Source organism: Methanomassiliicoccus sp. (assembly GCA_033485155.1).
Taxonomy (GTDB): Archaea; Thermoplasmatota; Thermoplasmata; order Methanomassiliicoccales; family Methanomassiliicoccaceae; genus UBA6.
The window spans coordinates 141446-163718 of record JAWQJJ010000006.1 but is presented as its reverse complement, the minus strand read 5'-3'; the positions used below and the strand labels follow the sequence as shown (position 1 = coordinate 163718).

Genomic DNA, 22273 nt, shown 5'->3' with positions numbered 1-22273 from the left:
CGCATGAACACCCTGCCGCCTCCTCATTGCGTAAGACTTGATATTATTGGCAGCCCCCACATGCGGAGCATTCCTCCATCCTGAATTCCGTTGCGTACTGTTCATCATATTTTCTGACCAGTAGGTTGAAGGTCATTGCGTACGGGAGGAGAAGAACGTAAGTGCGAATTAGATGGGCGAGGGACGATCATGCGATTGATCTGAGCCCTATCAGACCATCCTCAACTGGTCGATGATGTCTCAGTGCCAGAGATGGTCGGTTGGGATGCATTGACCAGACCCATTTGTAAGGAGGACAGGCTGAAGGTCATCCGAAGTTACGTCAATATCAGATCGGGCCTCGCCTCCTGTTCCATATCTCGATCCCGGGGCCCTCTACACGCTCCATATAGAGCGCCCCACAACCCGCCAGGACCTGTCAACCAGCTACGTCGGTATTGTGAAGTAGAACGTCGTCCCCTTGCCCGGTTCGCTCTCGAACCATATTCTGCCGCCGTGACGCTCCACGATCTTCTTGCATATCGCCAAGCCTATTCCCGTACCGGGGTACTCCTCTTTCGTATGAAGACGTTGAAACATCTTGAACAGCTTGTCCGCGTACTTGGGGTCGATGCCGATGCCGTTGTCCTTGACCGAGAAGACGTACTCGTTGTCGAAGGTGACGGCCGTGATTTCGATGTATGGCTTGTAGTCACCGCGGAACTTGATGGCGTTGGCGACTAGGTTCTCGAGTAGCAGCACGATCTGTGATCTATCAGCCGTCACCGTAGGAAGCTCCACGTTCGTGATCTGGGCCCCGCTCTCCCGTATGGCAACCCTGAGATCGCCGAAGGCGGTAGCAAGCACATCGTTCATGTCAACGGGTATCATGGGTGTACCGCTGGTGCCTATCCGCGAGTAGGTGAGCAGATCATCTATGATGGAGGACATGCGCACCGCGCCTTCCACGGCGTAGCGCAGATACTCCACGCCATTATCGTCGAGCTTGTCCTCGTACTTCTTCTCCAAGAGGCCCAAATACGAGGAGACCATGCGCAGCGGCTCCTTGAGGTCGTGCGATGCGGTGTATGCGAACTGCTGCAGCTCGGAGTTGGACCGTTTGAGCTCCTCCTCGTGCTTCCTGCGCTCGATGATGTCGGCGGCCTGCCTTGCCACCAGATCGATACGCCAGAGGTCCTGCTCGCTCGGGTCGTAGAGCTTAGTCCAATGGGTGCTCAGCACGCCGAGCAGCTTTCCTTCACGACCGATCAGGGGGGTCGACTGGACCGACCGAACACCAGCATTCTGCAGGACCTTAAGGGAAGCCGTCCCGGCGAAGAGGGGGCTGTTTTCCACATCGGGAACGATGACCCGCCCATAGCGCTGCACCGCATGGCCGCAGGAGGAAGCAATCCCTGTGGCATCTGCAAAATGGTCCAGGAATGTTTTCTGGAACCCGTGGTACGCAACGACCGTGAGAGAACCGTTCTCATGGATCTGCATGGTGCCCATGTCCGCCTTGGCCAGAACAACGGCCGTGTCCATGATCTCCTGGTAGGAGGTCCGGGCATCGTCCTCGATCATCAATCGCATGCTCAGGTTCCGCAGAAGGCGGGTATCCCTGAGCTCCGACTCCAATCTTTGCTCCGCTCGTTTGTTCTCGGTGATATCTCTGGACAACGTCCCGATCCGATCCGGACCGATGCGAAAGATACAGCTCTCAAAATACCGATCGAACCTCGGGACCTGGTGCTCCATTATTTCCCGTTCGCCGGTTCTTTCCACCCTTTCGATAGCATCGACCAGGTCCCGGTCATTGTATAAGCTGGAAGCCTTCATTCCTCGCCCGATTACCATCTTGAGATCTTGATGGGCATTTCTCTCCCATACTGTGTTGGCATCGACCAGTATGATGTCGACAACATCGCCACGTTCATCGCGCACCAGCTCCAGGATGGCGAGCGCTTGCCCCGTATTACTATAGAGCAGACGACATTTTTCATCCTCGGCGACATTGCTCCACAATCGGCCTATCGCCTCGTTCCCTTCTCCACTCTGCAAGCCCACTCAGATGGCCTCCCCACGCAAGATTGAACAGATTTATGGGAAGATATTGGCCATCCCCGCTGACCTTGTATGTTATTACCGACCTGATTATAATAAACCATGGTCCAATGCACATATATCCGTATAGCAGTCTCTGGCCTGTCCGATCAACAGCAACGAGGAGGGCATTGTCTCCAAGAGCCGCTGTGAAGGAAAGCTGGTAACGGTGACATTACCTGACCAACAGACCTGGTCGGTTTTCCGGATGTTGCCAAGGCGGCGCCCGACCTGCACCTCGATGCGACATAACGCGCGGCCCATTCAAAGCCGTTGAGGAGCGGTGAAGCATGAACAATTTATGTATCATCACATCGGTTCCATCGAAGGGACGTTATCGGCCTAAAAGGCAGCTCCCAGGTGGAACATATCGTGGCAGGATCCGGGACGGACGACGAGCAGAAAAGAAAATATGACGACCTACACTCCAAGGTCTTCCTCTTAAAAGACCTCATTTCTTATCAGGAGGGGACGGTGGCAAGCCGGATGATTGTAAACAAGAAGGCGGGCACCATCACCGTCTTCTCATTCGACGAGGGCGAGGGGCTATCCGAGCACACCGCACCGTACGATGCGGTCCTCACCGTTGTCGAAGGCGAGAGCGAGGTGTGGGTGGGAGGCCAGGTACACCAGGTGAAGGAGGGAGAGACCATTGTCCTTCCAGCGAACGTACCGCATGCTCTCAAAGCCGTCAGGAGGTTCAAGATGGTGTTGACGATGATCAGGGAGTGAGCTAGAATAAGGATGCACCAGTCAGGTCATCGCTGTGGTCAGGAGCTTGGACCTATCTGATGGTGATCTTATCATCGGGAGAAGTGCTCCAGCGGACCACGGCGATAGACTTCGCATCGGCTAGGAGGGCGTAGGACGATCGCCGACTTGCTAAGCTCTTCTGTTGCAAAAAGAGGGATCATCCATCCATTGGTTGGTAGGCGATGAGGGTTGTGTCCAAGGTTCTCTCAAGCTCTCGCAACCTCTCTACCTGAGCATCATCGAGCTTCGCGAAGATTATTGGCTGTTTGTACCAGGCGAGAAGGATCACGCCCATCTCCCGCTCGAGCTTTTGCATCTCGTTAAGGCTCGCCGCAGATTTTTCCTTTATCCGAGGTGGCTCTCGTGGCATCATCTTTTCTGGAATCTCTAGTTCATTCCGCGTTATAAATGTGTATGGCACTATGTTCCGACCTCCCTTTGTATCCCGCGACGGACCATTGTGGAGCGTGACCGGCCTTCTGGGACGTATCGCGGGCAGATTCACACCATACTCCTACTTCGTTTGATCGCGATTGTCTGGTCGCATTGGTCCGCGGAGCGTCATACGCACGAAGAGAATGGACTGCATGTGGATCTCGAATGCAAGCCCGTTGGTTTGAACAATGGATCGGACGACCTGCAACGAGCGCCAGACGTGACGCGGTCTTTTTACATGGCAAGGGTAAGATCTCTTCGACCCCGTGTTCCCGCCTTTATCCCCCTCATCCTTCGTCGACCTCTCGCAAGGGCCAGGGGGCATGTTCTCGATGATACGGGCCGCCTCGGTGAAAGCCCTGCATCTCTCCTCGTTCCCGAAAACCTGGGCGGCCATCGCTCGAGCTATGAGATAGCCGACGGCCTTGTTCCTGTCCACGGTCCCCCCACCTTTCATATCCGTCACTTAGACGCCGATATATAACATCGGTGCCCGGCATATTTATATTTATCCAATAATAATAAATATCCTTTCGGATAATGAGTTCCCAGAGCCTGAAAAAATTGACGGTGGCACGGCCGCCGACCGGGCTTTAATTTCCAGTCTCGACACGCGGGCCGTTTCATCGCCGGGCCAAATTATCGATCAGATCCCTCAGCCTTCTCTCCTCCCCGGGTATGGACTGGCAAAGGCGGGCAACGGCCATCGTGAAGGTCCATCGGTCGAGGAGTTCCTCAGTCTCTGGGGTGGAGCGGAACGAATGTGCCCGATAGACCTTGTGGAACCGGTCAAGGTCATGGGCGGGAAGGGACGCCCCCATCCGCTCTAGCTGGTTTGGCAGCCAGGCCAGAATTAGCACCAACGACCGAGCTACATCCGCCAGGTAGTGGCCGCTGGACGCCTCCACCCAATCGAGTATATAGCTGCCCTCCTGAGCCATTATGACGTTGCCGGGATGGAAATCCCCATGACATATCCATTCCCCGTCGGGAAGGTCGGATAGCGACCACAGGGCCTTGTTCTTAAGCTCGGCCTGGAGGTCCGCTTCCTGGATGAGGGGCCGAAGGCGGTCCTTGAGCAGCGGCATCCCCGTCCCGGGGTGCTCATGAAGGTGGCGATGGAGCTGGGCGAAGGACATGGCCAGCTCCTCGATGTCCCGTTCCCCGGCGATCAAGACGTCCATGATAGTGGAGCCGTTGATCTTGTGGTAGGAGAAGCCCCATCGGTCACTGGTCTGGACCAGCTCCTGGATCTCGGGTGTCAGTATTCCCAAGCTGCGAGCGAGGTTGGTAAGTCTTACCTCCTCCTCTACCAGCTCCCTGGATACCTGCGGGGAGAACAGCTTGATAACCAGGGCCCCGTCACACTCGATGATGTCAGAAGCCAGACGTTCGCTCATGAGCCTGGTGGTCTGGCACGTACCATTCAATGCTCTCCCCTTGACCCCCATAAAAAACCGTCCCATGGCAGTTTTTGTAACCCCGGGTATAGCTAATTATCGGTATCCTTACCGCGGTTGCCGGCGAGCGAGGGGAGCGGACGGCATGCCCAGTACCCTTCCGGCCGGCGAGTGGTCTAATTATCACGGGGTGAAGCGTCCTAAGCAATTACTTAAACCGGGAGGCACGGTAGGTATCATCTGAACAAATGAGACCTACCGGAGGAGGCTGAGCTTGTGACCTTGTTGCGCGAATATGGGTCTCATTCCCCCTCCCGTAGGTCGAGGACAGGAGTTGTCGGCGGTCGTTGAACCTAGACCAAGGGGAAGTTCTCCTGCACCTCTGTTCTTTCAATTGCATCGACCTGTTTATAATAATTTCTGATGACATAGAAACTTTTTCAATAACTATACTATTTGAGAATGAATGCTTCTGGCCTGACGCCATTTATTGTTCTTGTTCTATCAATATAAAATTGGCCAGCATCTCTTTTGGTTCTCCGGAGAGGTGTACCCCGCTGGGGCGAGGGGGGGCGGGGCGATGGACAACTAAATCTACTTCTGGCCCCGCTACATAATAGGAGGGCAGTAATGGAACAGGCGAACCGGCTAAGGGATGAGGCGGCCGATCATCTAGACATCACGACCGTCCTCACGGGGACCACCAGTTACATCTACCTCGTGGACCGGAAGCTGCGGATCCAATATGCCAGCCCGAGCGCCGAACGGTACCTGGGCCTCAAGCTCGAAGGCATCATGGGAAAGAAATTTTCCGACCTTTCTCTCTCTTCCGGTGAGGCCAGGGAACTGGAGGAGATCGTCCGGCGAGCCTTCGAGAACGAATCTGCCCAGAAAGGCGAGGCTACCTACGTCACAACCGGGAGAAGGTCTTTCTTCCACTACGATGCGGTCCCGGTGCGTAACCAGAACGGCGAAGTCAGGGTCGTTGTCACTGCCAAGGATGCCACCGCTCACAGAAGCGGGGAGATGCTGGGGGAGGTCCTTAACCGGGTCTATGGAGCGGTCAATTCGACCATGAGCACACCCGACATCATGAAACGGGTCATCGAAATCGCCGCCTCGGCGCTGGACAGCGAGACCGTGATCATCTCCATACGGGAGGGCGATAGATGGACGGTCCGATTCATCAACGACTCTCCTCCCAACGGCCAGACGGAGCACACCATGACCGATGAGACGATGCACCGTACATTCCTGTCACCAGAGGAGGTACCGGTCGCCGTCCCGGACATCCGCCAGGTCGCATGGGTCGACCAGGAGACTATGGCCAAGTTCAACATCCTGTCAATCCTTAGCGTTCCCTTCAAGGTGCGTTCGGACGTAGCCTGGGCCTTGGTGTTCTCCTTCTCCCACCCTCGTGCCTATTCGACTGAGGAGATAGATTTCTCGATGAAGCTGGCGACCGTGGTGTCCCTGGTTCTGGAGAACTCCGAGCTGTACCACCAGGAGCTGGATCAGCGCTACATACTCCAGACATTGCTGGACGACGTACCGGCGGTGGTCATCGCGGTGGGTGGAAGAGACCTTCAGGTCAAGTGGACCAACGGTTATGCGGATCGGTACCGGCCTGAAGGATTCAAAGGCAGATCCATCGTCGGCTTGAGCCTGGAGACGGTGATTCGGGGTTCCCAGGAGACCGGCATGATCCAGATGCTCAAGAACGTCGCGACAACCGGCAGGCCTTACTACGCCAGCGACTTCGTCCTGACCGGACTGGGGCCGGATGTCATGTACTGGTACGGCTCAGTGGTGCCCCTGCGGGCCGAGGGTCGGGACCTCCCGGACCTGCTAATCATGGCCGTGGATGTCACCGAGCAGAGGAAGACCCGCCGACGGGCACAGGAGCTATCCCAGGAGGTCACGGAAGAGAGGGAGAGGCTACAGGCCATAATGGCCACCCTGCCGGTGGGAGTGGCGTTGGTCGACCGCTCTGGAAGGATAGCCGAGATTAACGCCGTTGGGGTCAGCTTATGGGCCTCCATCCTCCCCTCTTTCAGCGACCTGAAGGACCTGGACAAGGTCCAGGCTTGGTCCTTCGAGACCGGAGAGCCTCTCCGCATGGATGACTGGGGGATGGTAAAAGCGACCTTCGAGGGCGTTGTCACCAACAACGAAATGGTCACCCTGAAGCGGTACGATGGACGGGACATGGTGATGATGATGTCCTCCACTCCCATCTATGACGACGAGTCCCACAGGACCATCGGAGCCGTCGCGGTCGGACAGGATCTCACCAACCAGCTCCAGGTCCAGAGGGAGCTGGTCGTCTCCAAGGAGCGTGCCGAGCTGTTCATCGACCTGCTCACCCACGACATCAACAACCTCAATGCCGCGTCGATGGGGTACCTCCAGCTGTTGCAGGCGGTGAACGAGCTGGGCACGAAGGAGCGAGGTTGGGTCAGGGGATCTTTGCAAGCCCTGGAGGAGAGTTCCCGCCTGATCGAGAGCATCCGCGGCCTGCAGGCGATCGAGTCAGGGCGGGAGGCGCTGGCCATCATCGATCTAGATCAGGTGTTGCGCAAGGTCATCGCCGACCATGCTCCTCACCCCAGCCGGGAGATCGACATCCGGTTCATCTCGAGGGGGAACCACTGCATCATGGCCAGCCCGCTTGTCCAGGAGGTCTTCTCCAACCTCATCGACAACGCCATCAAGCATTCCGAAGGGACGCTGAACATCTGGATCGGGGTCAGCTCGACCTTCGAGACGGGGATCGAGTATCACCGAGTGGATGTCGAGGACGACGGCCCGGGGATCGCCGACCGGGTCAAGGAAAACGTCTTCTCCCGGACCTGGCGGGGCCGGACCAAAGGGGTGGGTAAGGGGCTTGGTCTTTTCCTGGTGCGAAGGTTGGTGGAGAGCCTCGAGGGGCGGGTGTGGGTGGAGGACCGGGTCCCCGGGCAGCCGGAGGCAGGGGCTCGCTTCGTCGTTCTCCTTCCTGCCGCCAAATGCCGGGATCCTTGAGCCTCGGCCTCAGAGCCGGCCTTGTTCCACTGCCGTCCTGGCCTTCTCCAGCGTTTCCACCAGCTTCTCGACCGTAGGCACTCCACCGAACAAAGTGAGGCTGCTGTTGATGAAGAGCGCCGGGGTCACTCCCTGCCCGTACTTCTGGATCAGCGGCTGGATCGCTCCAAGGTAAGCGTACTGGGGTGACATCCGGGCCTCGGTGGCATGCACCAGGTCGATGTCCCCTTCGATCCCGGTCCGGGAGAGCGCTTCCCTCAACCGTTCGGCATATTGCTGGTCGTACGGCGCCAGCTTGGGGTTGCAGCAGGCGAACGACAATATGGTTAGGCGCAATTTGTCCATGGCATCCCTCGTCGTGATCGTCCCGATCGGTCAAGCCTTGAACGATATCGGCAGTATAGATAGCTTCGCCGCATCCAGGGCTCGAGCCTCATCCATATAGGATCTTTCCGACCTTGCGTAGGCTCTCCACCCCGTAGACGTCGGTCTCGAGAAGCGGTACCTCCGTCCTGAGCATGTCCGCGAACTTATTCTGGATGATCGTCAGATACTTGTCCTGGGTGGCCCGACGGCGCTCCAGGAACCAATTCCCTTGAAGCACCTCCCGGGGGATGACTTCATTGATGATGAGGGCCGGCACATTGATGCCAAATGTCCCCAGGTCCTCAACCGCCCGCTCTGTCTCGTCCACGGGCAGCTTCTCCGGCAGGAGGACCAGGTTGAAGGCGGAGGTGGAGCTGTCCGATAATGCCCGGACCGCAGCATCGTACCGCGCCTTCTCGGCCCTCAGGTCGTTGATCATGTTCTCATCGTAAACGAAGCCCATGAGCTCGGATAGCTCCCTGCGGTTCTCGATCTGGTTGGCGATGTAGCCAGACCAATCGAAGGGCATGCTCAGCTCCCGCAGGGTATGCCCGGTCGGCGCGGTGTCGAAGACCACCTTGTCATGCTCGGTATCAGCCATATGGGTAACGAACTGGTCGAAGGCGGCGATCTCCTCGGTGCATGGCGTCGAAAGCAGCTCCGACCCGAAGAGAGTGGAAAAGCCCTCCATCATGTTATTCATCCGGCTCTGGAAGACCCCCATGGCCTTCTTGGGATTGATGTTGAGCCCGCACAGGTTCTCCTGCTTGTCGATGACCGTGAGGTCGGTCTCCCCGATGTCCTGCTCATAGATCGCCGATAGTGAGACCGTGGGATCGGTCGCCACAATCAGGGTCTTGTAGCCCTGATCAGCGAGCCAGCTTGCGGTGGCCGACGCCATGGTGGTCTTGCCCACGCCCCCTTTGCCCCCGAAGAACAGGAACTTCTTGCTCTCGACAAGCTCGGTCAAACCGGACTGGTGCATCATTTCGCCTCGCCCCTCGAAGGCTTCGGGCCTCCATTAGTCTTTCTATCGCCCGGCCTTCTCCCCACCGTCCCTCGTCCCCGAGCTCGATCACGATGAGGGCGGCAAACGGCACTCTCCCTGAGCATGACGACTTTCGTCCGGGCTGGCGATCGATCGAATATATTTTTATATCAGGATGGTCTCGTAATAGCATAAGCCTGGGCCGCAAAAAGGCGGCCATTGCGGCAGGGTGTCCTGACCCGCTTACACCGGCCCCATGAATTTAACGGGGGCCTGTGCCCCAGAGCCTGGACCACACCCTGATGATGAAGTGCACGCGTGACCGGTCCCAGGTAGATCGCCGATGCAAGTTACGAGGTCCGATGAGAGCACATGTTGAGTTGACGGGAGCAGGGCACGATGGCTGAAACGACCAGGGTAGTCATTGACCTGGCCCTCCTCCTGCTGATCTCCGGAGGGCTCTCCATTCTTTTCACCAAGATCAGGATGCCTCCGATCCTCGGCTATCTGGCCGCCGGCATCATCCTGGGCCCCACCATGCTCCCATCCCTGTGGGTGGAGGGGAACACTGTCTCCCTGCTCTCCGACATCGGGATCGTCCTCCTTATGTTCTACATCGGCCTGGAGACGGACATAAGGAAACTGAGAGTCACCGGCTCGAAGCTCCTGTTCATCGTCTGCCTGCAAATGCCCATCGTCGTCGCCGCCGGCTACCTGACCGGAGTCATGCTGGGAATGACCACATTGCAGGCTATCTTCCTCGGCGCCATCATCTCCGGGACCAGCACGGCGGTGGTGGTGGGAGTGTTGAAGGAGACAAAACACATCGACGCCGAGATGGCCAGATCGATCATTACCATCACCATATTCGAGGACGTGGGCCAGGTCCTGATCCTGGCCATGGCCGCCCCGCTGTTGGCGGGAGACTCCCCGGCCCTGGGCTCCACGGTCAACATGGTCATCGGGCTCGTCCTATTCATCGGCCTGTCCATGGTCTTCGGCATGTCTCTGGTGCCTCGGGCCTTGGATCGCATCGGCCGCCGGTACTCGTCGGAGATCCTCCTCATCGTAGGCGTCGGCCTGTGCTTCGCCATGGCTGCCATCTCTCAGGAGATGGGGCTCTCCATTGCCATCGGCGTCTTCATCATGGGCATCATGGTCTCGCTGTCCAAGTTCAGCGACCGGATGATCAAGAGCGTGGAGCCGGCTAAGGACCTGTTCATGGCGGTGTTCTTCATATCCATCGGGCTGCAGATCACGCCCCAGCTGATCGGGGAGAACATCGTGCTGGCGGTGATCATCGCCGTGGTCTTCATCGTCAGCAAGACGTCCACTGTCTGGCTGGGCAGCTACCTCTCCAACATGACCGCCCGCGACAGCTTCCTGGTCGCCACCAGCCTGCTCGCCATGGGCGAGTTCGCGTTCATCATCGCCAAGACCGCCTACGAGGCTGGGGCGGTAAGCGAGGGTTATTACTCGGCGGTAATCGGGGCGGCGCTTATGACCATGATCATCATGCCCATGATCGCCAAGAAGCAACCCCAGCTGTTCGACGCCCTCTCCCGCATGGTCCCGGAGAGGGTCCGGTGCGCCATGGGCCGGATCGATGATCTGCACTCCGCGGCCGACCGGACGAGGGGGGCCCACCCCGCCAAGGCGGAGATCAGGAAGCGGCTTTCCCTGATCTTCATCGATGTCATGGTCATCGTGGCCATCATGATGGCGTTCACCGTGGTGTTCGATCTCACTGCAACCTTCGCTCATCCCGCCACCGAGCTGAGGCTCCTCCCCCAGGAGCTGCTGCTGTTGATGCTGCTGGTGGTCATGGCGCCCATTATCTACAACATGCACTCGCACGTCAAGGGCATAGCCACCGGTCTGACCGCCCTGGTGAGGGATTCCTCCAAGGAGACGAGGACCAACGAGCGGACGGTGTACCTGATCTTCGCCAACCTCGGAACCGCTTCGCTGGTGCTCCTGATGTTGGTCCTCGTCGTGCCCTTCCTGCCGCAACTATTGTTCGGCACGGTGTGGACGATCGCGGTGGGAGGCGCGGCGGCGATCATCGTGTACCTGTCCTGGAACACGGTGAAGCAGGGATATGGCAGGTTCTGCCAGCTCATCTCTCCTAACGGCGAGGAAGCCGACGAGCCCGAGGCGGAGCGCTGAACCTCGGCGAACCTTTTCCGTCCCCGGACGGTGCCTTTGGTGACAGGACGGGCGATCGCTCCTCCATGTTCCAATTGTTCCCTGTTCAGATTACTGTTATTTTAGTGCCATCTATTATATCTGGAACCGTTAATGGAGTGGGGCTTGGAGAGTATGCTTGATGCAGGTGCTGTTCGTAGACGACGATCCCAAAGATCTGGAGTCATGCGCGGACCTGTTAGGCTCAGATGGTAGCTTCAAGGTCGATACCGCATGCTCGGGGGAGAGCGCCCTCGATATGATCGCTTCGGGCAACTACGACGCGGTGGTCAGCGATTACATGACCGCACTTTCCATGAACGGCGTGGACCTGCTGCGCAACGCTCGGGCCATGGGATACCTCAACACTTTCCTCTTGGTGTCCAGGAACGCCGACGAGGATATCGTCCTCGATGCCATCCTGAACGGGGTGGACCAGTACCTTCCCCGGACCGGGGACGTCTGCCATGATATTTCCATGGTGCGGTCTTTCCTGGAAACGAGGCAGCGGCGGATGATCGAAGAGAAGGAGAGGAAGGATGAGGCCGCCTATCATTCTCTCCTCATGAGAATGGAGGAAGGCTTCGCCTACCATCGCATCATCTACGATGAGCGCGAGAGGGCCTTCGGTTCTGTGATAATCGATGTCAATGACGCCTTCGAACGGGTGTTCGCCCGGCCTGGTGAGTCGGTGCTAGGCCAGGATGTCCGCCGGCTCATCACCGACCACGAAGGCTTCGAGCACGAGATGCTCAAGGCCTTCGACGGCATCATCAAGGACGGCAGGGAGGTGCGCTTCACCGCCCGCTCCGAGCCCCTCGACCGCTGGTTCTCGGTCGCGCTGTACACCCCCGAGCCAGGCTACTTTGTCACCATCCTCACCGACCTGACGGGACAGAAGAAGCTGGAGGAGGAGCTCACCATATCGAAGAGGAAGCTGTCGCTGATGGGATCCATCACCATGCATGACCTCATGAACCAGCTGACCATCCTCTACGGATACCTGGACATCGCCCGTTCCAAGAAGGACACCGACAGCATGAGGGACTACATCGCCAAGGCGAGCGTGTCGGGGGAGAAGATGAGGAAGGCTATGCAGTTCTCCCAGGATTATCTCAGGATGGGGGAGCAAAGCCCGGAGTGGTTCTTCGCCCATGAGGCCGTGGCCAAGGGAATAGCCGAGGCGCAGATGGGTGAAGCCGCCGTCATTATCGACCTCAAGGGGCTGGAGATCTACGCCGATCCCCTGATCCACAAGGTCTTCCACAACCTCGGTTTCAACGCCGTTCGCCATGGGAACGCGAGCGAGATCAGGTTCACCTATGAGATGCGTGGGGAGGATCTGGTGATCGTCTGCCTCGACAACGGCTCAGGCATCCGGCCAGAGAAGCGCAGGGAGATGTTCGACGACCGCTTCGGCCACGGGCTGTACCTGGTCCGGGAGATCCTCGGAATAACCGGCATGACCATCCGGGAGACCGCTCCGGCCCAGGGAGCGCTGTTCGAGATCCTGGTGCCCCGGGGCCGGTACCGATTCGTTTAGTCACTCTTCGATGGGTTCGAACGCCGACTTGGGCGCTCCGCACATCGGGCACACCCAGTCATCGGGCAGGGACTCGAACGGGGTTCCCGGAGGAATGTTGCTGAGGGGGTCGCCATTCTCTGGATCGTACTCATAACCGCAAACCGTGCATCTCCACTTCCTCATTTTCTCTCCACTCCCTCTACCACCGCGCGATATTTCTCATGGATGAGCTTGCGGTCGAACTCCTCGAATTGTCCGAGGAGAGCGATGCTCTCCTCCTTGTCAAGATATTTCATGGCCGCGGGGAAGAACTGCTTATCCTCCCTGAAGATGTGGTCCGGGTAGAGAGTCACAATCTCGCCAAGAACCTTACTTATCTCTCTCCCGTCGGGCAGGTCCCCGCCGCGCGATCGGTCGTTCAGCTCGCTCAACCGGCCGACAAGCGCTCGCGAACGAACATGGTCGGCTATCAGCCGGTCCATGGCCTGGACCATCTCCGGGACCATCGACTTGGCCCTGAGCTTGGCGAAAAGCAGCTCCTCCTCCTTGCCGTGATGGCACCGGTCGGCGTAGGTCCTCATGAAATCGACCGCACTGTCCAGCAAGCCATGGTTCGGGGGGCTTCCCGCTTCGACGGATACCCGTTGCCGGTCCAGCACTGTGATCATCCGCTCGATCAGCCTATGCTCGATCATCAGGGGCCCTGCCGGCAACATCGCTCCATCATTGGCCCTGGAGGCTAATATAATTCACTCAGGGGCGGGCGTAGGTGGCCATGGCCTCCCCGAACTGCACGATTTTGGCCTCCATCTTCGTTTCCAGCTCCCTCTTCGACGCCCCCGGCCCAAGGTCCAGCTGCGCGTTCAGGCCGTACACCTTGAGAACGTAGCGGTGAGACCCCCGCGGCGGACAGGGAGGCGTGTAGCCGATCTCCTGCCCCGAGTTCAGCCCCTGGGTGGCACCGGGGAGCTCAGGGGGATGGTCCACGGGAGATACGCTCTCCGGTATCCTGTCCCTGGCCGGGATGTTCCAGATAATCCAGTGAGTAAAGGTACCCCTGGCATCGGGATCATCCATTATCATCGCGAGATAGGGAGCGGTCAGGCCGGATATGGTGATCGACGGAGAGATCCCTTCCCCGTCGCATGTGTATCTACTCGGATAGATATTGAAGCCCAGCTCCACTTTCAGGTCCCTGTCGCTCAAGCCCTACCACCTCACGGAGCCCGTCCCAGGATGTTCCCGGCCATCGGACGCTCGTAGATCGTAGATGCTTCCCCGAATTGCAGGATCTTGCCCTCCATGGCCCTCTCCAGGTCCCGCCCGGTGGCCCCGCCTGGGAGGTCGAGGTCCTCGCTCAGCCCGAACACCCGGAAACGGTAGGTCCGCTTCGCCCCCTGGGGCGGGCAGGGTGCGGAGTAGCCGATGTCGCCGAAGGAGTTGCGGCCCTGCCGGCCTCGGATGGGGCGGGTGATCTCCGCCTCTTTCGGCAGGTTGCGGGGGATCGCCTCCGCCCTCTCCACATTCCACAGAAGCCAGTGGACGTTCGCTGGGACGCCCCGTCCCATCTCCTCCATGACCACCGCCACGAAGGGCGCCCGCAGGTTGCCGATCGAGATCTGAGGAGAATACCGTGTTCCCTCGCACACCTCGTCCGTGGTCAGGTCCCCGGCCTCGACCATGACCTCCAGTCCCCTCTGCCTCGGCCTATGGGCCACCTGCTCATCGATCATCTTCAATCTAGCACCTCCTCGAACATCGTTTCTTTTCCAACCCAGGGTATAAATCGGTTTCCGGGCCACGGCATGCATATGGGGGAGGCAGACGATCGGACCGTCAACTCGATCCGATCAACCACGCGATGCTCTGGAAACGTTCGGCTGGGCGGCGCCATTCCTTCCCTCAGCTCGAAATAAAAAGCGGTGGATCAGCCAATCGAGATCGTGCGGCAGGATGCAGGAAAGGGCTTTGAGCAAACGACGAGAACTCATCGCACCGCTGGCTCGAGCAGCCTCAGCCCCGGCCCGGCGATGTCCACCTCGACCCTGACCCCCAGGGGCAAGACCATCTGGGGATCGGTGTGTCCGAAGTCCATGTTGACCACCACGGGGAGCTCGGGTCTCCCGACCTCCTCGCTCACCACCGCCCTTATCGTTCTTTCCATCTCGGCCCTCTGCTTCGCGGAGAACCCGCGGAGTCGGCCGAACAGCACCGCGCTCACCGACTCCAGCGCCCCCATTATGCCATAGTTGCGGAGCATCGTTTTGACCGATGACGGTGACGGTGTCGACTCCGAGGTCTCCAGGAACAGCACCTTGCCTTCCCAGAAACGCTTGGGCGGCCAGTACCTGGTGATCCTCATCAGATCGAGAACCTCGAGGCAACCTCCGAACAGCTCCCCGCTCACCCGCCCCTCGCCCTGCAGGGCCTTCCACCGCATGCTCCTCTTCCTTCTGTTCACCCTCCCCACCGCGCTGTCATCGGACCAGTCGGGATATCCTTCACTGTAGGAGGGTGAAGGGACGTAATCGTAGGTCGGCCGGGGGTGGAAAAGGACAGACTTGAGATGCTCCACCTCCCGGGGACGACCTCGCATCTGCGATATGCCGGCCATGACCGAAGGGCCGTAGAAGGTGACCATTCCTCCCAGGGATAGATGGGTCAGCAAGGTGGTGGTATCCGAGAAGCCCATGAGAACCTTGGGGTTGTCCAAGATCTCGTCAGTCCTCAGGCCGGGGAGCGTCCGTATGGAGTCGTCCCCTCCGATGGTGGCGATTATGCCGTCGATCTCGGGATCCAGGAATGCATTGTTGATGTCGTCCGCCCGCACCTTGGGGTTGCGGCGCAGGTAGGATTGCCGGGTGCAGGTGTGCTCCATCGCCACCACCTTCAGGCCGAACTCGTCCTCGAGGACCGATACCCCCCTCGCATACACCTCGGGAAAGGCGTGGGGACCTCCCCAAGACGGGGAGATGAGGGCGACCGTGCTCCCCTCCCGCAACCGGCGGGGCCTGGTCGCAGCCAAATCAGGACAGCTCGTCACGGGCCAGCAGCTGCCCGCCCTTGGAGAGGATGGCCTTGATGGCGTCGTCGACCTGGTCTACCCGGAGGATGAGGACGGCATGAGGGCGGCCAGAATAGGCATAGGCGTACTCGATGTTGATGCCCGCATCCCCCAGCATCCTGGATATCTCCCTCAGGCCCCCGGGGCGGTCGTGCATCTTCACCCCTATGACATCGGTGGTGGAGACCACGTAGCCCAGCTCGGAGAGCTTCTTGAACGCCTTCTCCGGGTGGTCGACCAGCGCCCTGACCACGCCAAACCCGCTGGCCTCGGCGATCGAGAACGCCAGAATGTTGATGCCCTCCGACTCCAGGACCTCAGCGATCGCCGCCAGCCTTCCCGGCTTATTCTCGGCGAATATCGATATCTGCTTGATAGTATAGCTCATTACAGCACCCTCTTATCGACTACCCTCTTGGCCTTTCCCTCGAAACGGGCCAGGGTCCCCGGCGACACCAGTTCCACGTCCACAGCCACATTGAGGTTGTTCCTCAACAGATGGGCGACCTTGCTCTTCAGCCGAATGAGGTCATCGAGCTTGTCGGAGAACAGCTGGGCGTTCTTCAGCTCGACCCTAACCAGCATGGTGTCCAAGGCCCCCTGGCGGTCGACCACGATCTGGAAGTGCTCTCCCAGCTCGGGGATGGACATCAAAGTGAACTCCACCTGGGACGGGAAGACATTGATGCCGCGGATGATTAACATATCGTCCACCCGGCCCTGGATGCGCGATATCCGCACGTGCGACCGGCCGCAAGAGCATTCCGAGTCGTCGTATGAGGTGATATCCCCAATGCGGTAGCGGATCATGGGCAGGGCCTCCTTCTGCAGCATGGTCATGACCAGTTCTCCTCTCTCCCCGGGTCCGAGGCGTTCCCCGGTCTCGGGATCGATCACCTCCACATACGCCAGGTCGCCCCAGATGTGGATGCCGTCCTGCTCGCTGCACTCGGTGAACAGCGGACCGGACAGCTCCGAGGTCCCGTAGATGTCATAGGCCTTGATCCCGGTGCTCTCTTCGATGCGGCTCCTCATCCTCTCCGACCATGGCTCGGCCCCCAGGATGGCGGTACGGAGCTTGGTGTCCCGGTTGATGTCCACACCCATCTTCTCAGCCACTTCGGCCATGTGCAGCATGTACGAGGGGGTGCAGGCGATCGCCGTGACCCGGAGGTCCTGAATGAGCTCGATCTGCCGCTCGGTGTTGCCGACCGAGGCGGGCACGACGGTGGCCCCGATCTTCTCCGCGCCATAGTGAAGGCCCAGTCCGCCGGTGAACAGTCCGTAGCCGTAGGAAACTTGCATCACATCCTTCCGGCCCAGGCCCACCGACGACAGGCCCCTCGCCACCGATGTGGACCAGTTGTCGAGGTCCTTCTGAGTATAACCCACCACTGTGGGCTTGCCGGTCGTCCCGGAGGAAACGTGATAGCGCACCAAATCCTCCTGGCCTCCGATGAACATCTTGTCCGGATAATTGTCCCGCAGGTCCTTTTTGTACATGAACGGGAGCTTGACGATGTCATCCAGGGACCGGATGTCATCGGGGTGAACATTTGACCCTTTCATTCGGGCCCGGTAGAAGTCGGAGAAGGAGTACAGTCGGTATACCAGGGTCTTCAGCAGCTTGAACTGCATAGCCTCGATGTCGGCCTTGGTCATCTCTTCCATGCGGGGGTCCCAGTACCTCACGTTATCACCTAGTCGTCCCTGGCGGCCGAACTCGGTAGCTGGCGGCCGGGGTCGTGACTTGCTACGCCATAGCACGCGAGATATTTCATTCTTCCCGCCATCCCCCGGTTCGCTTGTCGCCATGCTCGGTCGCTTGACATCATCTCCTGATAACCGAGCACATTCCAGCCGAGATGGCGTCCAGCGACCATATTGAGATAATATCTTGAGGAAGTGATTTCGAAAAATATTGACGGTATCCTATATCTCTGTCCAGGTAGATGTCGAGGCGTGAGCAAACGCAGCGTGCTGATCATCGAGGCCATTCCCCTTAAGGAGGACCCCACCGAGGGGGACATGCTCAGCAAGGTCCTGGAGATGGCCAGCTACGACTACTTCGAGCTGCACGGTGTTTCCAATAAGAGCGATCTGCTGAGCATGTTGGAGGACCGTCAGTTCATGAGGCGGTTCAGGATCGTCCACCTCTCCGGACATGGAGACGAGGGCGGGGCCAACTTCCTACTTCCTCGGGGGAGCATCGATGCCTCGGAGTTCCCCTCAGAATGCTTCCGCAACCGCACGGTGTGCCTCTCCGCCTGCACCCTGGGTAAGACCTCCTTCGTCACCCCGTTCATGGAGCAGACCGCGGCGCGCTTCGTCATCGGGCCCCGCCGGTCCATCTACCTCATCGACGCCACCCTGTTCTTCCTTACCTTCTACTATTGGACCAACCGCCGGAGACTGGGCATCGAGGCTTCGTTTAACCGGGCGGTAAGGAGCGAGGCGCGGGGGGACTTCACGCTGTGGGCTCGATCGAGGACAAAGTGAACCGGGGAGCATGGCGATATTTGGTCGGGGGGACGGAGATCTCGAACCTCGCCCCCTTGCCCACCTCTCCGGTCTCTCGTAAGGTCATGCCCGAAAAGCTCAGTATCTCCCTCGCCAGGAAGAGACCATAGCCGGTGTTCTTTCCATAACCGGCCCTGAAGATCAGTTCTTTCTCCTCCTGAGGTATGCCTGCGCCATTGTCCTCGATCGTCAGGAGCATTCCGTCTTCCTCGATATGAGCGGCAATATGGATGGTAGTCACCTTCACGCCGTGCCGCTGGGCGTTATCAAGGATATTGAAGAATACCTTCTCCACGAGTGGGTCGGTCAGGATCTCCAGGTCCCCCACCTCCACGGTCACCTCGATGCCATCGGAGCGTACACCGGCGGCAGCTTCGCCGATGGCCTCTTCCAAATTGAGCCATACCGGTGCGGCCAGGCCCATCTGTTGGAAGTCCCGGGTGAAATCCAGGTAGCCTTCGATGGACTTCAGCGCAGCCTCGGCCTTGGTCAGGTGTTCAACGACCTTGGTATCGGAGGACTGTCCCCGGACTATGGTCACGTAGCCATGGGCCACTGTGAGCTTGTTCATCACGTCGTGGCGGGTGATCGAAGCGAGAAGATTGAGCTTCTTGTTGGCCATGGCCAACGCGCTCTCGGCGATTTTTTGCTCGGTGAGGTCCCTGCCGACCCACTGGAACTCCAATGCGCCATTCTCCACAGGGATCTTCCGGATGATCCAGGACATCCACCTGTCCCCGGATGAACGGGGGGAGTGGTGGTCGATTTTCAATGCGCCTTCGACCATTGCCGCTTCTTCGCAGCGGGCCTTCAGCCTTTCGAAGATCTCGGGCGGCACCAGGTCCTGCACCTTCGTACCAATGACCTCGGCCTCGCTGCGGCGAAGGTCGTGCAGGAGGGCCTGGTTGGCGAAGGTGACCACGCCGTCCTCGGTCATGCGGAAGATCATCTCAGTCTGATCGTTGACGATGGCCCGATACCGTCTCTCGCCCTCTTGGAGGGCGATCTTGGTCGAATGGAGGGCGTCAATGGTCTCGTTCATCTCCTGGGCAAGATCAGACAGCTCGTCCGAACCGTCCATGTTTACATGGCTGGCGGTGTTGCCGTTCTTTCCAATCTCCTTAACCTGGCGAGACAATCGGCCTATCCGTCTCGTGGTGAAGCGGTCTGTCACCACCAGTGTCACCGCGCAGAACAGGAGGGAGACGAACACGAGATCTGTGGCGATGAGGTTAGTGGACTCGATCCCCTGAGCAATGGAATGCCGTTCGCCCACAATCTTCATCACCGCCACGGCCGACCCGTTGATCCCGGGCAGGGCCTGATAGCCGAAGACCAAGGTGTCGTTGAAAGGCTTAACCACCACCGACCCGTTGTGGAGCACATCGTTCCAGGTCGCTGCGTCGAGATCACATCCGGCAGAGTCGTTGGCCGGGAACACTTCCGCATGCACCTTGACGATATCGCTGATGCTTTCGATCACTGCATCGTCTAATTGACGGGCCATTACCAGGAACCCCCTTACCGGCAGGGCCTCGGACCCGTCGGTTATGGAGTGAACGGCGATCAGGAGGGGGCCCCGCTCGGTCAGGACCACCCCCTGGAAGGAATCATTCGGCTCGTCCACGGCCTTTTCGGGAATATTGGCCAGGACGACGTCGATGATTCCTGGGGATACGTTCAGAGGTTCGGCATTCTCATTGTCGTATCCCTGACCATAGATAAGCTGGCGGGAGTTATTGAACATCAGGAGATAGTTCATCTGCAGGCTGCTCAACGTCTCATTATCCATGTTGGATTCCAAATATGACTGGTCCAGGCTGTCGATGAACTCGTAGGTGGCGTCCCAAGCGGCCCAATCCTTGGCTGTCCTAGACATCTCCGATTCGACCGATCGAATGGAGATGGAGACGCTGTCCAGGGCTAAATCGACGTCCTTCTTCTCGTGAGTGATCGCCCCCTGCATCACTATGTCTGAGGTGATAGCAACGATGGCGAACATCATAACTATCATGATAGCGCCCACGGCGAGGAGGGTCTTCGAACGGAGCTTCATCGTAGCCTCTGCGGAGCCCCGGGACGGAGTCCAAAGCGCCCCAGATGTGTCAAAAGAGCATGTTATATAATCCTTCTAACCCGTCTATCAAAAGCCAGCTTGATGCAATTGATACGAGACGAAGTTGGTATAATCATCCCCGTATCCTCGTCCGCCTGCGGGAATGTATGGAGGGGAGATCAAGAATGATCACACCGTGACCGACCGGTAGAGGATCGATCGCTCAGGATCATCCTCTCCATCACTCGGATCGGGCATCGTCAACCTTCACTTGCAGGAGGACAGAACAATGCTCACTTCGCCTGATAATGCTCCTCTACCGAGTAGCGTTTCGTTTCCCCGAGCACCCTGAGGCCGTTGCCCTCGATGGTGGAGACTGCCCCGTGACCACAGCAGACGAGTAGTCGACGGCCATCTTCTTTTGCACGGTCGTCGAACTCACGGCCGATCTCCAGCAAGGCCTTGCGTTCCTTGCGCGCTCGTTCCGAGTCAACGTTGACCGTGGTCATCAGGTTCTTGGCTAGAGTGGCGAACTCCTCCATCTCGGGGGTGAGGGAATCGAAGTTGATGAGGCAATCGCCGGTGAACACCAGCCCTACCTCTGGGCAGAGATAGAAGACGTGCCCGTGAAGATGCCCTCCCAGCGATTCGAGTACCTCGAACTTCAGGCCGCATATTTCGATCTCACCCATGATGGAGAGGCCGTTGCGGGTCTTGTTGGACGCCGGAGGTAGGAGAACCACATTGGTCGGAGGGTTGAACTGGGAGAACAGGTTGATGAACTTGGTGTACACCTGGCCGAGGATCGAACCCTCCATCTGCGAGCCGTATGCCCGGTTGGCAGCGTGGATGATGTCCATCGAGCCCTGATGCAGGTACGATGGGGCCTCGAAGAGCGCCCCGCCCCCGGAGTGATCGGCGTCGGCATGGGTGATGAATATCCCTTCCAGCTCCCGCGCGTCCAAGCCGAAATGGGCCAGCATCTCCACGATCTCACGGTGATAGATGCCAAACCCGGTGTCGAACATGGCGATCCGGCCGGCGTTGCGCAGGACGTACACCGATCCGCCGCAGGGCAGCTGGAAACAGTAAAGCTTCCCTCCAGTGCTCAGCGTCATCTCCTGGAATACCGAGTAGAATCCGGCCCCGGTGGTCTGGCGAAGGGTCCGGCCGGTCTGCAGGATGGAGCGGAACACCATATGGGGATCGCGTCCCTGGGAGGTAAGCTCTTGAGCGATGTGGTTGGAATCGTGCAGCAGACGGAACAGGAACTCCTCGTCCTCGGTACCGATGATCTCGCGGAGCTCCTGGGCGAAGCGGATGTAGAAGACAGTGTCATCAAGCCTCTTGCCCGTGGAGTCATACTCGAGGATCTCCAACCTCCATCGGAGCTTCATTTCCTCCAGCAGTTGGTAGGCCACGACGTCGTTGTCCAGGGTCAGGGCGACGGTAAGGCGCCCGGGGTGCTTACCGCGGTCGTCAAAATCGAGGAATGCTATATTGGCGCCGGCACCAGTGGTATGTCCGAGGAACTCGAACAGCATGCCCGGCTCGTCCGGAAGGTACACTGAGAACTTGAGGAACCTCAGGGTCGCCAGCGAGGTCTGTAGGTACCCGATGGCCCGGAGGTCCTTGGTGATCTTCTCTGGGGCATCCTCGTCCGCGTCTACCTGGAAGAACACGATATGGGGATCGATGCGGCGGTCGTAGTCGACGCGATGGATGTTCCCACCGTGGCTCTTGATGATCTCTGCGGCCCGATGCAGGGCGCCGGGATCATCAGGCATCCGGGCGATGAACGAGAAGGTGCTCACGCGCCCATGTACCGGCCTAAGTGGTTTAAAATGTTGCCAATCGTCCATCTGGTATTTTC

At 58.8% G+C, this 22273-nt stretch carries 20 protein-coding genes; 5 read left to right on the top strand and 15 right to left on the bottom strand.

Annotation, left to right across the window (positions count from 1 at the left end; translation table 11 throughout):
- Nucleotides 1-426: 426 nt before the first annotated feature.
- Complete coding sequence (locus SA339_10225) at nt 427-2046, bottom strand: ATP-binding protein (protein ID MDW5563590.1); 1620 nt, start codon at nt 2044-2046, stop codon at nt 427-429.
- A gap of 408 nt (nt 2047-2454) precedes the next feature.
- Between SA339_10225 and SA339_10220 the strand changes: the two genes are divergently transcribed.
- Nucleotides 2455-2814 carry a cupin domain-containing protein gene (locus SA339_10220; GenBank protein MDW5563589.1) on the top strand — a complete coding sequence of 120 codons (360 nt, stop codon included), beginning with the start codon at nt 2455-2457 and terminating at the stop codon, nt 2812-2814.
- 178 nt (nt 2815-2992) lie between these two features.
- Here SA339_10220 and SA339_10215 read toward each other — a convergent pair whose 3' ends face one another.
- The 3 genes from SA339_10215 to SA339_10205 form a co-directional block, all read right to left on the bottom strand.
- Nucleotides 2993-3256, bottom strand: a complete 264-nt coding sequence (locus SA339_10215; GenBank protein ID MDW5563588.1) for a hypothetical protein — start codon at nt 3254-3256, stop codon at nt 2993-2995.
- A 93-nt stretch (nt 3257-3349) separates the two neighbouring features.
- Nucleotides 3350-3709: a hypothetical protein gene (locus SA339_10210; protein ID MDW5563587.1), complete on the bottom strand. Its 360-nt coding sequence runs from the start codon at nt 3707-3709 to the stop codon at nt 3350-3352.
- Between the two features lie 184 nt (nt 3710-3893).
- Entirely contained in the window at nt 3894-4670 is a 777-nt protein-coding gene (locus SA339_10205; GenBank protein ID MDW5563586.1) for a phosphotransferase, read from the bottom strand.
- Between the two features lie 630 nt (nt 4671-5300).
- On the opposite strand from SA339_10205, the gene SA339_10200 reads away from it, so the two are divergent.
- On the top strand, nt 5301-7694 hold the full coding sequence (locus tag SA339_10200) for a PAS domain-containing protein (GenBank protein MDW5563585.1): 2394 nt from the start codon (nt 5301-5303) through the stop codon (nt 7692-7694).
- 9 nt (nt 7695-7703) lie between these two features.
- On the opposite strand, the gene SA339_10195 is transcribed toward SA339_10200, so the two are convergent.
- Together SA339_10195 and SA339_10190 are read right to left on the bottom strand one after the other, a co-directional pair.
- Nucleotides 7704-8039 carry a hypothetical protein gene (locus tag SA339_10195; protein ID MDW5563584.1) on the bottom strand — a complete coding sequence of 112 codons (336 nt, stop codon included), beginning with the start codon at nt 8037-8039 and terminating at the stop codon, nt 7704-7706.
- A gap of 88 nt (nt 8040-8127) precedes the next feature.
- Nucleotides 8128-9045, bottom strand: coding sequence for a TRC40/GET3/ArsA family transport-energizing ATPase (locus SA339_10190; protein ID MDW5563583.1), 918 nt, complete (start codon nt 9043-9045; stop codon nt 8128-8130).
- A gap of 402 nt (nt 9046-9447) precedes the next feature.
- On the opposite strand from SA339_10190, the gene SA339_10185 reads away from it, so the two are divergent.
- Nucleotides 9448-11217, top strand: coding sequence for a cation:proton antiporter (locus tag SA339_10185; protein MDW5563582.1), 1770 nt, complete (start codon nt 9448-9450; stop codon nt 11215-11217).
- Nucleotides 11218-11377: 160 nt separating this feature from the next.
- The gene (locus SA339_10180; protein MDW5563581.1) at nt 11378-12778 is read left to right on the top strand and encodes a hybrid sensor histidine kinase/response regulator; all 1401 of its coding nucleotides are present in this window, start codon (nt 11378-11380) and stop codon (nt 12776-12778) included.
- Here SA339_10180 and SA339_10175 read toward each other — a convergent pair whose 3' ends face one another.
- The 7 genes from SA339_10175 to SA339_10145 form a co-directional block, all read right to left on the bottom strand.
- The gene (locus SA339_10175) at nt 12779-12943 is read right to left on the bottom strand and encodes a rubredoxin (GenBank protein ID MDW5563580.1); all 165 of its coding nucleotides are present in this window, start codon (nt 12941-12943) and stop codon (nt 12779-12781) included.
- The gene (locus SA339_10170; protein ID MDW5563579.1) at nt 12940-13455 is read right to left on the bottom strand and encodes a hemerythrin domain-containing protein; all 516 of its coding nucleotides are present in this window, start codon (nt 13453-13455) and stop codon (nt 12940-12942) included. The genes SA339_10175 and SA339_10170 overlap by 4 nt, the downstream gene beginning before the upstream one ends.
- A gap of 58 nt (nt 13456-13513) precedes the next feature.
- Nucleotides 13514-13966, bottom strand: coding sequence for a YbhB/YbcL family Raf kinase inhibitor-like protein (locus SA339_10165; protein MDW5563578.1), 453 nt, complete (start codon nt 13964-13966; stop codon nt 13514-13516).
- An 11-nt stretch (nt 13967-13977) separates the two neighbouring features.
- Entirely contained in the window at nt 13978-14493 is a 516-nt protein-coding gene (locus tag SA339_10160; protein MDW5563577.1) for a YbhB/YbcL family Raf kinase inhibitor-like protein, read from the bottom strand.
- A 254-nt stretch (nt 14494-14747) separates the two neighbouring features.
- Nucleotides 14748-15785 (bottom strand): LD-carboxypeptidase, encoded by a 1038-nt coding sequence (locus SA339_10155; protein MDW5563576.1) that lies wholly within the window; start codon nt 15783-15785, stop codon nt 14748-14750.
- A 1-nt stretch (nt 15786) separates the two neighbouring features.
- Nucleotides 15787-16212: an ACT domain-containing protein gene (locus tag SA339_10150; GenBank protein MDW5563575.1), complete on the bottom strand. Its 426-nt coding sequence runs from the start codon at nt 16210-16212 to the stop codon at nt 15787-15789.
- Nucleotides 16212-17516 carry a phenylacetate--CoA ligase gene (locus tag SA339_10145; GenBank protein MDW5563574.1) on the bottom strand — a complete coding sequence of 435 codons (1305 nt, stop codon included), beginning with the start codon at nt 17514-17516 and terminating at the stop codon, nt 16212-16214. Before SA339_10145 ends, SA339_10150 begins: the two co-directional genes overlap by 1 nt.
- 270 nt (nt 17517-17786) lie before the next feature.
- Between SA339_10145 and SA339_10140 the strand changes: the two genes are divergently transcribed.
- Nucleotides 17787-18323, top strand: a complete 537-nt coding sequence (locus tag SA339_10140; GenBank protein ID MDW5563573.1) for a hypothetical protein — start codon at nt 17787-17789, stop codon at nt 18321-18323.
- On the opposite strand, the gene SA339_10135 is transcribed toward SA339_10140, so the two are convergent.
- Complete coding sequence (locus SA339_10135; GenBank protein MDW5563572.1) at nt 18292-20400, bottom strand: CHASE4 domain-containing protein; 2109 nt, start codon at nt 20398-20400, stop codon at nt 18292-18294. The genes SA339_10140 and SA339_10135 overlap by 32 nt on opposite strands.
- A 293-nt stretch (nt 20401-20693) precedes the next feature.
- Nucleotides 20694-22214 carry an MBL fold metallo-hydrolase gene (locus tag SA339_10130; GenBank protein ID MDW5563571.1) on the bottom strand — a complete coding sequence of 507 codons (1521 nt, stop codon included), beginning with the start codon at nt 22212-22214 and terminating at the stop codon, nt 20694-20696.
- Nucleotides 22215-22273 lie beyond the last annotated feature (59 nt).

What these genes read in the sequence shown, in the direction of transcription:
- SA339_10205 (MDW5563586.1), bottom strand. Translation starts at nt 4,670, where the DNA reads ATGAGCGAACGTCTGGCTTCTGACATCATCGAGTGTGACGGGGCCCTG.
- SA339_10200 (MDW5563585.1), top strand. Translation starts at nt 5,301, where the DNA reads ATGGAACAGGCGAACCGGCTAAGGGATGAGGCGGCCGATCATCTAGAC.
- SA339_10195 (MDW5563584.1), bottom strand. Translation starts at nt 8,039, where the DNA reads ATGGACAAATTGCGCCTAACCATATTGTCGTTCGCCTGCTGCAACCCC.
- SA339_10190 (MDW5563583.1), bottom strand. Translation starts at nt 9,045, where the DNA reads ATGCACCAGTCCGGTTTGACCGAGCTTGTCGAGAGCAAGAAGTTCCTG.
- SA339_10185 (MDW5563582.1), top strand. Translation starts at nt 9,448, where the DNA reads ATGGCTGAAACGACCAGGGTAGTCATTGACCTGGCCCTCCTCCTGCTG.
- SA339_10180 (MDW5563581.1), top strand. Translation starts at nt 11,378, where the DNA reads ATGCAGGTGCTGTTCGTAGACGACGATCCCAAAGATCTGGAGTCATGC.
- SA339_10175 (MDW5563580.1), bottom strand. Translation starts at nt 12,943, where the DNA reads ATGAGGAAGTGGAGATGCACGGTTTGCGGTTATGAGTACGATCCAGAG.
- SA339_10170 (MDW5563579.1), bottom strand. Translation starts at nt 13,455, where the DNA reads ATGATCGAGCATAGGCTGATCGAGCGGATGATCACAGTGCTGGACCGG.
- SA339_10160 (MDW5563577.1), bottom strand. Translation starts at nt 14,493, where the DNA reads ATGATCGATGAGCAGGTGGCCCATAGGCCGAGGCAGAGGGGACTGGAG.
- SA339_10150 (MDW5563575.1), bottom strand. Translation starts at nt 16,212, where the DNA reads ATGAGCTATACTATCAAGCAGATATCGATATTCGCCGAGAATAAGCCG.
- SA339_10135 (MDW5563572.1), bottom strand. Translation starts at nt 20,400, where the DNA reads ATGAAGCTCCGTTCGAAGACCCTCCTCGCCGTGGGCGCTATCATGATA.